This is a genomic window from Phormidium sp. CCY1219 (genome assembly GCF_055795085.1).
In genome coordinates, this window is the sequence record NZ_JAYFEQ010000216.1 from 1 (window position 1) to 11,790 (window position 11,790).

Consider the following 11,790-nt stretch of genomic DNA (forward strand, 5'->3'; position numbering starts at 1 on the left):
TAATGGGGGCAAAGGGTAAAGGCAATGCTTTTATTGTGATAGGCACAGCCTGATGTGAACACCAACAACAACCGGAGGGTGGGAGAGGTTTCTTTCTTTTGTCAATTGCTTCCCTGGAAGGGAGTGACCATTGGACATCAAAGGTTTTGCCGAGGAGGAAGTATGAGGCATAAATGCCGGTTACGGCGGAGGTTAGGTTGGGGTAAGCGTCAGTTTGAGGCTCCTCGATGTCTATTGATGAAACGCAGAGGGTGAATCCAAGTTAATGACCAATCTACTGTAGCATTTCTCAGGTTAATTTTATCCTCCGCTCAGGGCAATTTCAGGTTCTCCCGTCACTATAGAACCGAACAAGGGTCAGGGATACCCGCACAGAGATTTGGCGCGCGCCAGGAGATTGGCATGAGAAGCTTATTCAAATTGACCTTAAGTGTTACCGTGGTGGCGGTACTGTCTTTATTTGCGTTAGTAGTGAGAGCTGGGGGATGGGACAACTTCAAGTTACACTACTTTTTTCTCACCCAGCATTTCCACGATGGAAGCCAAGACTTGAAAGATATCGAAAGCCAAAATATTGCCCTACAGGAAGTTTCCCGCATAGATTTAAGCCAACTGCTGAATGGAGGACCGCCCAAAGATGGAATTCCCAGTCTCGATCGCCCCCAATTTGACACAGCAGACAGCACCCCCTTTGACGCCGACGACTGGGCGATCGCGGTGGTGATTAATGGGGAAGCGAAAGCCTATCCCCTGGGGATTATGAACTGGCATGAAATCGTCAACGATACTTTGGGCGGAGAAAATATCACCGTGTCTTACTGCCCACTGTGCGATACAATTGTCGCATTCAAACGCGGCGATACTACCTATGGGGTTTCCGGGAAATTGTATCAAAGCTGTTTGGTGATGTACGATCGCGCCGACGATACCCTATACGCACAACCCTGGGGCATGGGAATCGTCGGCCCCAAGGTCAATCGCACCTTAGCGCGCCTCCCAGCGGTGAAAACCCGATTGGGCGCGTGGTTGGAAAAACATCCCGACAGCCAAGTGCTTTCCCCCGATACGGGATACAGTCGAGACTATCAGAGATATCCTTACGGCAGTTATTATACAGACGAGACACTGGTATTTCCCGTGCGAAACCGAGAACAATTGGAGCGGCATCCGAAAGATATTGTGAGTTATATTTGGCATGCCGATGAGGGAACGCCCCCCGATCGCTTTTCCGGTGCGAGCGAACAATTCGTCCACGAGCGAATGCGCCAAATCGGCGAGCAAACCGTACAATTCAACAATCGAGAAATTCGGGCGCGCTGGGATGGGGAATTAGAGACTGTAATTGTGGAAGAACTCGACGGCACGCCGATTCCGAGTTCTACAGCATTTGCCTTCGTGTATCCCGCCTTTTTTGGGGAATAGAACCGCCGCGATCGCCACAGATAGTGAGTTTTTCTGCCCTCAAATCGAGGGAGGGCACGGGAGTACCGTGCCCTTCCAAGGCAAAAACCTCCAAGCGAGAAAGGAGATTATTGAGGAGAATAACGCCCGATGAGAGAGCCATAGGGATTGTAGACTTCTAGGGTCAGGCGAGCGTTATCTGCGATCGCTTCGAGAGCGGTTTTTAACGTATTCACATGTTCGTCTACGCCTTGGCGAATTTTCGGATCGTTTTTCTTCTGGGCCGTTGCGGTAGTTTCTTGCAGCTTGTTAAGGTAATCGGCGGTGAGCCAAACGCTGATTAAATTGTCGGTTACAGTATATTCGCAAACCGTGGGTTTTCCTTCACAAGTTTTCTTCAAATCCGCCCGCGCTTTTTGCAAGCGCACCGCTTTTTCCAGTTTAACTTTTGCCTCGTCACGGGCGGTTTTGTACTCCTTAATTAAACCCGCAACTTTGGGATAATAGAAGGTTCCCGTGGGAACTTGTTCGGCATAAGCGATCGCCTGATTCCAGCGAGCCACCGTGAGACTCCATTGATTTTCCTGGGCCCGTTTGGCAGCGAGGTCTGCTTCTAACAGGGCTTGATTGTACGCATCTTCGGCAATTTTTTCTTTCATTTTGCGATCGCGAGCCAAGGCGAGTTGGGCGCGATATTCCGGCAATAATTCCTTTGCTTCCTGATGCGCCATCGTCTCTTGCGGCAGGGCTTCGAGTTGGGCGATAACGCCTTCCCAACTGAAATAAACCTTTTCCCAACTGTCAAAAGAGCGCGCCACCCCACTGCGAGCTTTTGCCACATTTGCCGCCAAGCGAGCTTGTTGGAATTGGGCGTTAGCCGTTTTTTCCGTATCGATTCGCAGTTCGATTTCAGCCAAATTCGCGCGGTAGTTGCTTAACTTTTCTTGCGCCAAAGGGTAAACCGGCGAATCTGACTCCACCGATTCCAGAGCAGCGATCGCCTGACGCCACACCTGAGCCACCGCTTGCCAAACTTCAGCCGGGTGGGGGGGATTTTCCCCTTTTTCCACCGCATCCAGACCGGTTTGCAGGGCTAAAATCATCTCATCTAAGCCTTCAGACAAGGTGCGATTGCGTTGCAAAAGGCGCTCCCGGGTGGGAAAATGACGAGACCAGAGGGGAATTTGGGTGAGGATATCGCGAGCGGCGGTTAATTGATCCCGCGACTCCACCAGTTGTTGGATGTATTGAGCCTGATTGAGGGTATTTGCCGAAGCGATCGTCAACTCATCCGCCGTCAAAATTTCCCGACATGGGCGCAGCACGCAGGGACGAGACACCGCATAAGCGGCGATCGCTCCCCCCGCCAGGGCCAGGAAAACTCCCGCATAAACCGACTTCGGCCAAGATTTGCGCCTCGGGCGCGACGAGTGCTGGGGCGGGCGTTTTGTCGCCACCGGGCGGGGAGCCTGCTCGAAAGCCGAGTCTGGCGGTGGCATGTCGAAGGGATTGAGGGGAAAAGCGGCGATCGCCAAATCCCTAGCCTGAATTGCCTCCGCGCTCAACTCCTCTGGGGGGTGATTTCCCATCGGCGATCGCGCCGGTTTTTTGGGCAACAGCACTGGCTCATCATCCCTCGGTGACGCCACTGCCCCCAGGGGTTGAGCGCTTCTAAAAGCATGATACGCATAGGGCTGCTTTTGACCCCGCAAGCGCAGATAAAGCCGTAACTCCCCCTTCAATTGGGGGACTAAGGCGAGGATGGCTTGCTTGAGCGTCCGAAAAGTCCCTTGCACTTCCAGGTTGACCTCGGGGGAGTGTTCCCCCAACACCAATAAATTCCCGCCCTTGAGGGCACAGCGAATCCGCAACGGCAGATTCTCGGGCAGTTGAGAGTGCAAGCGCTCTTCGATCAGCTCGGCGACGGTTTGTAAATCGTTGTGGCGTACTGCTGTAGTCATAAGAGATTACCACCGATGTAGTCTTAAAATCGTGAAGCTGAAAAAATTTTAACTTCAATCGGGAGCGAACCACCGATTTGAGGGGTTCTTTCGTTCCCCTCAACATAGCCATCGGTTCTCCCGGGGGCGTCGAAGACTTCGAGAGCGGGGAAACCGGGCTGCGGCACTTCCCCTATTTTATGCCCCCCGACGCCCAGAAATTTGTTAAGGTTTTTTGCAGCTTTATTGCTGTCGAGGGCACTCAGGAGCAGCCTTTGGACAATGCCGTCCACTCCTCCATCCATTGGCAAAAGCGCTCCTAAGTAGAGGAAACTACACATTATAAACTAAATGAAGCGGTATGCTCCAACTAGACCCGACGCCGGAGATTTCCGGGGGACTCGGGAGAGCAAAATAGTTTCAACAGACGTTTTCCACACCTATGGATTTATTAGAGTACCAAGCCAAAGAGTTATTCAGGGAAATGGGGATTCCGGTTTTGCCCTCGCAACGGATCGATCATCCCAAAGACCTTAAGGGACTGAAGATTCCCTATCCGGTGGTTCTCAAGTCTCAAGTCCGGGTCGGCGGACGCGGTAGAGTCGGCGGGATCAAATTTGTGGCAAATACCATCGATGCCGTAGCAGCGGCGCAAAACATTTTTCATCTGCCGATCGCGGGGGAACATCCAGAGGTTCTGTTAGCAGAAGCCAAATACGACACCGATCGCGAACTGTATCTGGCGGTGGTACTCGATCGCGCGGCCCGTCGTCCGGTGCTGCTTGGCTCCCAACAAGGAGGCACCAGTACCGAATTGGCAATGGAACAGATGCAGCAGGTGGTGGTCAATGAGGAGTTTTCGCCGTATTATGCCCGACATTTAACCTTGAAGATGGGATGCAGCGGGCCGCTGATCGAATCGGTGAGCGATATCGTACAGAAAATGTACGCCCTGTTTGTGGAAAAAGATTTGGATCTGGTGGAAATCAATCCCCTGGGGATCTCTCCCACGGGACAAGTGATGGCGTTAGATGGCAAAGTTACGGTGAATGATGCGGCGATCGCTCGTCATCCTAGTCTGCACGAATTAACCTGGAAAATCGACAACAATGGCTCGGAGTCGGAGTTGAGCCAGACGCAAAGAGAGTTTATCTCTAAGGTGAATTTTGTCGAACTCGAGGGCAATATTGGCTTGCTGTGCAATGGGGCGGGCCTGACGATGGCAACCCTGGATTTGGTGTATGCTACAGGGGGCAAACCGGCGAATTTCGTCAATTTAGGCGGCGAATCTCGCTGGGATTTGACCCCGGATGAATTGAGCGATCGCCTAGATGCCAGTTTGGATCTGGTGGCCAAAAGTAAAAAGGTCAAAGTGGTGTTGGTGAATGTTCTCGGCGGTTTGGCCTCTTGCACTCAAGTGGCGGAAACTATCGCTAAGGTTATGGAACGACATGCCCGCGCCCAAGGCTCGACGAATCACGCGACTCCTTGTCAGTTCATTGCCCGTTTGTATGGCGAAGATCTCGCTGCAGCTCAAGAGATTTTAAAGCCGTTTGATGTGGCGATCGTCGAAAGCTTGGATGACGCGATCGCGAAAACGGTGCAACTGACCCGCAAGAAGTAAGCCCAGAAACTCTAGGGGAGTTTTTGGCCAGGGGGGGATTTTTTAGGCTTTTTCCAGACTGCTTGCGATCTCCATTCCTGGCCAGAAGCCAGACAAAAAACTCGATAACCGATAAGGATTTGAAATGCAACGATTCGAGCGCCCCAGCGTGAGGGTTTTAACTTGAGGAGGTTGAATGAATTTTACCAACGATAAGACAGTGATTGTTCAGGGGATCTCAGAAGCGATCGGCTCGATTCATGCTAGTGCAATGAAAGCCTATGGCACCAACGTAGTGGCGGGAATCGGCCCGGGTCACGGCGGAGAAACAATAGATGATATTCCGGTGTTTGATACCATCGAACAAGCACTCCCAAAGGTGGGATCGGTGGATACCAGCGTGATTGTGGTTAAGCCTTATGCGGTTCTGGATGCAGCCCTAGAAGCGATCGCCGCCGGTATCCGCCAACTGATTCTCATCACTGAGGGCATGCCTCCCCTGGATATGGTGAAGCTGATGCGAAAGGCAGAAGCTACCGATACCCTGGTGGTCGGCCCGAATACCCCCGGCATCATCGTCCCCGGAAAGCTTCTGCTCGGCACTCACAAAAGTGATTTCTATACCCCCGGTTCCGTGGGCCTCATCAGCCGCAGCGGCACCCTAACCTATGAGGTGGCTTTGAACCTCACTCAGGCCAAACTCGGCCAATCTCTGGTAGTCGGCATCGGCGGCGATGCAATTTTAGGCTCGTCTTTTGCCCAATGGCTACAAATTCTAGATGAAGACGAGACCACTGAGGCGATCGTCTTAGTCGGCGAAATTGGCGGCACTAACGAAGAAGAAGCCGCTCATTACATCTCCGAAACCATCGATAAACCCGTGGTCGCTTATGTGGCCGGTCGTCATGCCCCCAAAGGCAAGCGCCTCGGTCATGCCGGCGATATTATGGCCGCTCAACTCTCCACCGGAAAACGTCACAATGTCAGTCTCGTCGGCGCTGACCCAGATACGGCGCAAAGCAAAATTGAAGCGTTTAAAGCCGCGAAAATTCCCGTGGCTGAAAGCCCTTCCGAAATTCCCGACCTGGTGAAAAAAGCTCTCAAACCCACCAGGAAAAAGTAACACCCGACCCAGGGGAAAGGATGACAGCCCCGCACAAGCTCGACTTGGCGTTTTCTTCGGGTTTCCTTTCATCCCTTCCCCCTCTGCCTTCGGTCTGTCATTTCGCTCATTCTAACCATTCCGACTCGAGTGTTTTAATTATGGATGCCAAAACGGTCTCCTCTATTCAATATCTGGAAATCAAAGCCGCATCGCTCTTGCTTTATCAATCAGTTCTGCAAAATGACGTGGGGGAAGCTTTTGTTAAATTAATCCAAGCTATCTATCAAAGTTCTGCCGGCGGTGCCGGTGGTATAGTGGGACTGACTTGCTTAAAAGCGTATGGCCAATGGTTTAAAACCATTGCCGCGCAAAAAATGAGCTGGCAAGATTATTTAATCGCCCAAATCCTGCGCGATGAAAACCCTTTTACCCAACAAGCGCAGCAGCGTTCTCTAGACAAGATAACCCCCGCCCTCGTTGCCGCTGCCAAACACGATTTAGATGCCCTTCAAACCCTTTACCATTGCACCAGCAACCAACTCAGTGAATGGGTACAACAAGCATCCGGTTTGCCCATGCCTCCGGTGGTTTGGCATGAACAGAACCGGGTAAAGTATGAAAAAGGGGCAATTGAAGAATTGCCCCACAATTCGGAGGTACGAATCATCGCATCTCTAAAACAACAAAAAAAATGGGCCGATACCCTTCAGGAGTTAGTCCCCTTTTACCAAAAACAAGGTACGGGGCAATTGGCTGAGTATCGCGCCTTTACTTGGCAATCAGGGCAATTAAGAAGCATCCCACACCCCGATCCGATTCGGTTGACGGATCTCGTCGGCGATGAGTTCCAGCGTCACTCCTTGGTGCAAAATACGGAATTTTTGCTGGCTGGTTTGCCCGCATTGCACGTATTGCTTTACGGCAGTCGCGGCACCGGCAAATCTTCGTTGGTTAAGGCACTGTTGAATGAATACAGCGATCGCGGTTTGCGCTTGATAGAAGTTCCCAAATCACAGCTCAAACATTTACCCATTATCACCGAAAAACTGCGCCGCGCTCCCCATAAATTTATCATTTTTGTCGATGACCTTTCCTTTGAAGAAGATGACGATTCCTTTAAAGCCCTGAAAGTGGTTTTAGAAGGCACTTTAACCGCCCGTCCGCCCAATGTGGTGGTCTATGCTACTTCCAATCGCCGCCATTTAGTGCGCGAGTTTTTTGCCGATCGCCCGCGCCCCAGTGCCGGCGATGAAATCCACGGCTGGGATACGGTTCAGGAAAAGCTCTCCTTTAGCGATCGCTTCGGTTTGACCTTAACCTTTGAACCCCCCTCTCAAGAAAAATACCTCAACATTGTCCGCACTTTGGCTGCCCAATTTCAACTCGATATGCCTCCAGATACCTTAACCGCCAAAGCCCTCCAATGGGCCACCCGTCATAACGGCAGATCCGGACGCAGCGCTCGTCAATTTATTGACTTCATGCGCGCCGAACAATCCCTGCAAAAGACGCAATCGGACTAATCTGGCACGCGCCCTTTCCCAGCTTATTTTAGTTTACCCCATAAAAAACACTTGATGCGGATTTCCCTCATCCACCGGGGAAGATAAAATAGAATGATTTAATAGATTTAGGTTGATGCAAAAAACATTTATTACCTCTGTTGTAGCGATTGGAGTTATTTTAGGCTCTTGCGGATTTTATAACGCTTCATCAGCACCCACCTTCAACACCACCGAATCCACTCAACCCCCCGTGTACGGCTACCGCGTGGTCAATGCTTATCCTCACGACCCTTTGGCATTCACTCAAGGGTTAATTTACCATGAGGGATTTCTCTATGAAGGCACCGGTTTGCGGGGTCGCTCCTCTCTGCGCCGCGTGGAACTCGAAACGGGAAAAGTGGTGCAAATGAAACGGTTAAATGCGCGCTACTTCGGCGAGGGAATTACCATTTGGAATGATAATATTATTCAACTAACTTGGACGTCTCGTGTGGGATTTGTGTACGATCGCGAAACTTTTGCCCCACAGGAGGAATTTACTTATCCTACAGAAGGATGGGGACTGACTCACGATGGCGAACAGTTGATTATGAGTGATGGAACCGATGTTCTGCGCTTTCTCGACCCGGAAACTTTCACCGAAATTCGTCGGGTTCAAGTGCGCGATCGCAATCGTCCTATCCCCCGACTCAACGAACTCGAATACATCAATGGAGAAATTTTTGCCAATATTTGGCAAACCAATTTTATCGCCCGCATTTCTCCCGAAACCGGTCAAGTCGTCGGCTGGATCGATTTAACCGACTTGCTGGATACCAAGGCGATATCCCAACCCGTGGACGTGCTCAACGGAATTGCCTATGATTCTAAAGGCGATCGGCTTTTCGTCACCGGCAAACTCTGGCCCCAACTGTTTGAAATCGAACTGATTCCCAAATCTTAAATCGAGCCATGAAACATTGAGAATAGAGAAATATTACCTCGTTCCCAGCATGTGCTGGGAACGCCTTTTTCGATGCAGAAAATCGCGAGTACACCCGCAAATTCAACCCTTCAAAACTCAACAATTTTTCCCTTAAAAAGCCTTACATATCTTCATCATTAAACACGGGTTTTAACTTTTCAATTAAGCCTTTTTCCCAAAGCTGCAACGTCTCCGGCGACACCATCCCCGGTAACACGCTAAAGGTGCGAACCAGAATTTCAATTCCTAAAGCGTGCATTTTCGTAAATAACGGCAATTGTCGGCTGGTTTTCCATCGCTGACTGATGCTGGTATTAGAAATGCCGATATAAACTAAATTTTCCGCCCATTTTCCTTTGGAATCGTAGACAATAAAATAAACGAAAAACAAACCGGGAAAATCGGGCAAAGATACGATTTCCTCGTTCAGCAATTCCTTAAATTCCACAAACTGCAAATGATACGCCGCCCAATCATAAATCTGTTGCGGCGTCAGTTGCTCAAATGGATTGACACCAGAAACCGGAACCAGAGAGGTTTTTTCATTCACCGTTCGGGACATATCGCTGGATTTAGTCATTTTCTTTGGTAATGGGTTGGGCGAGGGCTCCACTGAGGAAAACTCCGCGCGATCGCGCTGACTCCATTCGCGCAACACCCTCCCTAGACTTCTCCTTTATTTTACCCGACCGCGACCACAAAAAAGTCCCCCAACCCACCCCTTTTTTACATATATCAGGTCCTAAACGCCTTCCCCTCACATGCTGGACAACCCTCCTCGAGGTTTCGCCTCCTCCTCAACTCAACTTAAGCATTGCCTTATCTCAAAAACTCCAAATCCTCCCCTACCCCAATTCTCATAAAATATAAAAGCTTAATTGAAAGAAGAGAATATTCCCCATTATTGCCCCAGATTCTTCATCCCTTCCGGACATTCAATATTGCCATTTTGCACGATGGGTTCCGCCGATAAAGCCGCTAAAACCGCATCTGCAGACGGCGATTCGCACAACACAGATACAGGAAGCATTTCTTCTGGTTTAGTTGCATCGGGATTGACTTCGGAATTCGGCAATGCTACCACAATTCCCAGGTAATTTTGCCTTGGTGGTTTCTTAAGGTTTGTCGGGTACCACTCTAACAGCTTCTCCGTTATCTCATCAGGAGGAGGTTGACGATAAATGCCATAATTTAAAACCGCAGTATGGCTCATTTTAATTCCATACCGATGAAAGGGTTTGCTGTTTTTGGTAAAGCTAATCTGTAGCGCTTCCACGGAATTAGCAAAGCGTTGATATTTGGAAAAATAAACTTTCTGTGCAGTGTTGATTTTTTTTACAGTTTTTTGGCAAGCTAGACTCATTGAAATTAAGCGGCTTTTTTCAAGTTCCACAAAAATTCGATACATAATCAACCCTTGCAAAGGTATCATTACTGCTAATAACAGTAAGACTTTATAAAACCCGATCGCCCATTTCTTTTTCCCCTTCTCTTCACTCATCATTATTCCATCCTCCTAACCTTGCTTTACTCTACAATATTCCCAATTTTGCCACCTTTTCCTACCGGGACACTCAAGGGAGTTTGTACAGTGTCACCCGCTTCCTCCCCAGGGGTTTTTTTTCTCAAATCCATCGAGTACCTTTTCCATCAGGGGTCGCAACTTGGCCACTTGTTCCGTGCGAATCACCACATCCCAAAATGGTTCAAACTTTTTCCACGCCCCAGAATAGAGTAAATGACGCATTTTTTGCGACCAACTTTCTTTGGTGGATGCAGCAGCAAAAATCGATCGCCAGCGATAAAATTCTCGATAGGCCCGCCAGTATCCTGCTTCTAATTCCCCTGCAGTCATTTTGGCGGGGCGATACACCACATGGCGGGTATCGTATAAATTCCAATTTGTGCTGGTAAGGCGGTTTTCTTCTGCCATTCGGCGATAGAGTTGCGTACCGGGATAAGGGGTTAAAATGTGAAAAGTAGCAGTTTCAATGCCTTGGTTAACTGCCCATTCCACAGTGCGATCGCATACCGTGGAATTATCCTCATCCATACCAAATACAAAACTGGCATTAATCATCACCCCGCACTCGTGCAATCGGCGAATCGCCTGGTTATAATCGCGATTCAGGTTATGATATTTGTGCTGGCGTTTCAGGTTTTTGGCGTTTAGGGTTTCAAACCCCACAAATAAACTTCTCAGTCCGCTGTCTGCGGCTTTTTCTAACAGTCCCGGTTGCAATATGGCTTCCACGGTACCGGCAGCTTGCCAAACCCGTCCCATGCCTTTCATTCCGTCAAATAATGCCCGGGCAAAAGGCAAATTGCCAAACAGATGATCGTCGAGAAAAAATAAATGCCGTCCCGGTAATTCTTCGATTTCGGCTAAAGCGCGATCGACCGTTTGGGTGTAGAAGGATTTGCCCCCTTTGAAGAAGGATTCTTTGTAACAAAAATCGCAATGGTGGGGACATCCGCGAGAGACCACAATCGAGTTCGGAACTAAGTACAACTGGCGCTGAATCAAGTCCCGGCGAATTTTCGGGAGGTGGTGCAAAGTTCGATCGCGCGAAATGTAAATTTTCCCCGGATGTCCCGCCCGCCAATCTGCTAAAAATTGCGGCCAAGTATCTTCCCCCGGACCGAGAAAAATGGTGTCTGCATGAGCGATCGCCTCCGTGGGTAATGCAGTCACCTGCACTCCCCCCAGGGCCACATAAACCCCTCGTTGGCGATAGCGATCGGCAATTTCATAGGCGCGATAGGCTGAAGTGATGTAGGTCTGAATCACCACTAAATCCGGTTCGTCATCTAACTCCAGTTTCTCCACATGCTCGTCTTGGATGCAAATGTCATCATCCTCGTCAAAAAATGCCGCCAATGTCGCTAACCCCAACGGCGGAAACAAAGAATATTTAATCGATCGCCAATGAGGACTAATCGCTTCCGTGAGGGCCGGCAAAATCATTTTAACTTTCATCAAGTCACTCCCGGGAATAGAAGACAGAACCAGATTCCGATACTTAAAGGGTAAGCGATCGGACTTCATCCCCCGGGAAATTTACCGAAAAAATTAACATTTGCCCCCCAATCCCGGCGGGGATGTTCATCTCCGGGCGGCTGTTGCTAGAACGATTAACCCGGAGAAATTAATCCCAGGCGGGGGTTGCTGAAACTATTATCCTCACTACCCTCCAGTGTTCTTTATACCATTGTTCTTGAAAAACAAAACAGTTGAAATCCCCCCTTAGTCCCCCCTTTCTAAGGGGGGA

10 protein-coding genes are annotated in these 11,790 nt (G+C 49.7%); 5 read left to right on the top strand and 5 right to left on the bottom strand.

All coding sequences use genetic code 11. From position 1 onward, the window contains the following. Positions 1-402 precede the first annotated feature (402 nt). On the top strand, positions 403-1,422 hold the full coding sequence (locus tag AC0QH1_RS01850; protein WP_324629064.1) for a DUF3179 domain-containing protein: 1,020 nt from the start codon (positions 403-405) through the stop codon (positions 1,420-1,422). 107 nt (positions 1,423-1,529) lie between these two features. Here AC0QH1_RS01850 and AC0QH1_RS01855 read toward each other — a convergent pair whose 3' ends face one another. Beyond that, the gene (locus AC0QH1_RS01855; protein ID WP_324629065.1) at positions 1,530-3,362 is read right to left on the bottom strand and encodes a hypothetical protein; all 1,833 of its coding nucleotides are present in this window, start codon (positions 3,360-3,362) and stop codon (positions 1,530-1,532) included. A 23-nt stretch (positions 3,363-3,385) separates the two neighbouring features. Beyond that, on the bottom strand, positions 3,386-3,646 hold the full coding sequence (locus AC0QH1_RS01860; protein WP_324629066.1) for a hypothetical protein: 261 nt from the start codon (positions 3,644-3,646) through the stop codon (positions 3,386-3,388). A 137-nt stretch (positions 3,647-3,783) separates the two neighbouring features. Here AC0QH1_RS01860 and AC0QH1_RS01865 point away from each other — a divergent pair, with 137 nt between their 5' ends. From AC0QH1_RS01865 to AC0QH1_RS01880, 4 genes are all read left to right on the top strand, one after another. Continuing rightward, the gene (locus AC0QH1_RS01865) at positions 3,784-4,965 is read left to right on the top strand and encodes an ATP-grasp domain-containing protein (RefSeq protein ID WP_324629067.1); all 1,182 of its coding nucleotides are present in this window, start codon (positions 3,784-3,786) and stop codon (positions 4,963-4,965) included. Positions 4,966-5,140: 175 nt separating this feature from the next. After that, positions 5,141-6,067, top strand: a complete 927-nt coding sequence (locus tag AC0QH1_RS01870) for a succinate--CoA ligase subunit alpha (RefSeq protein WP_324629068.1) — start codon at positions 5,141-5,143, stop codon at positions 6,065-6,067. A gap of 140 nt (positions 6,068-6,207) precedes the next feature. Beyond that, positions 6,208-7,572, top strand: coding sequence for an ATP-binding protein (locus AC0QH1_RS01875; RefSeq protein ID WP_324629070.1), 1,365 nt, complete (start codon positions 6,208-6,210; stop codon positions 7,570-7,572). Between the two features lie 115 nt (positions 7,573-7,687). After that, a complete protein-coding gene (locus tag AC0QH1_RS01880) occupies positions 7,688-8,497 on the top strand; it encodes a glutaminyl-peptide cyclotransferase (RefSeq protein ID WP_324629072.1) in 810 nt (269 codons plus the stop codon). A 142-nt stretch (positions 8,498-8,639) separates the two neighbouring features. On the opposite strand, the gene AC0QH1_RS01885 is transcribed toward AC0QH1_RS01880, so the two are convergent. The 3 genes from AC0QH1_RS01885 to AC0QH1_RS01895 all read right to left on the bottom strand — a co-directional run bounded on the left by AC0QH1_RS01885 (position 8,640) and on the right by AC0QH1_RS01895 (position 11,567). Beyond that, positions 8,640-9,098: a hypothetical protein gene (locus tag AC0QH1_RS01885; protein WP_324629073.1), complete on the bottom strand. Its 459-nt coding sequence runs from the start codon at positions 9,096-9,098 to the stop codon at positions 8,640-8,642. A 321-nt stretch (positions 9,099-9,419) separates the two neighbouring features. Beyond that, positions 9,420-10,022 (bottom strand): type IV pilin-like G/H family protein, encoded by a 603-nt coding sequence (locus AC0QH1_RS01890; protein WP_324629075.1) that lies wholly within the window; start codon positions 10,020-10,022, stop codon positions 9,420-9,422. A gap of 90 nt (positions 10,023-10,112) precedes the next feature. Further along, the gene (locus tag AC0QH1_RS01895; RefSeq protein ID WP_324629076.1) at positions 10,113-11,567 is read right to left on the bottom strand and encodes a B12-binding domain-containing radical SAM protein; all 1,455 of its coding nucleotides are present in this window, start codon (positions 11,565-11,567) and stop codon (positions 10,113-10,115) included. Between the last annotated feature and the right edge of the window lie 223 nt (positions 11,568-11,790).

Coding starts and splice junctions, on each gene's coding strand:
- AC0QH1_RS01850 (WP_324629064.1), top strand. CDS start 403: ATGAGAAGCTTATTCAAATTGACCTTAAGTGTTACCGTGGTGGCGGTA.
- AC0QH1_RS01855 (WP_324629065.1), bottom strand. CDS start 3,362: ATGACTACAGCAGTACGCCACAACGATTTACAAACCGTCGCCGAGCTG.
- AC0QH1_RS01860 (WP_324629066.1), bottom strand. CDS start 3,646: ATGGATGGAGGAGTGGACGGCATTGTCCAAAGGCTGCTCCTGAGTGCC.
- AC0QH1_RS01865 (WP_324629067.1), top strand. CDS start 3,784: ATGGATTTATTAGAGTACCAAGCCAAAGAGTTATTCAGGGAAATGGGG.
- AC0QH1_RS01870 (WP_324629068.1), top strand. CDS start 5,141: ATGAATTTTACCAACGATAAGACAGTGATTGTTCAGGGGATCTCAGAA.
- AC0QH1_RS01875 (WP_324629070.1), top strand. CDS start 6,208: ATGGATGCCAAAACGGTCTCCTCTATTCAATATCTGGAAATCAAAGCC.
- AC0QH1_RS01880 (WP_324629072.1), top strand. CDS start 7,688: ATGCAAAAAACATTTATTACCTCTGTTGTAGCGATTGGAGTTATTTTA.
- AC0QH1_RS01885 (WP_324629073.1), bottom strand. CDS start 9,098: ATGACTAAATCCAGCGATATGTCCCGAACGGTGAATGAAAAAACCTCT.
- AC0QH1_RS01890 (WP_324629075.1), bottom strand. CDS start 10,022: ATGATGAGTGAAGAGAAGGGGAAAAAGAAATGGGCGATCGGGTTTTAT.
- AC0QH1_RS01895 (WP_324629076.1), bottom strand. CDS start 11,567: ATGAAGTCCGATCGCTTACCCTTTAAGTATCGGAATCTGGTTCTGTCT.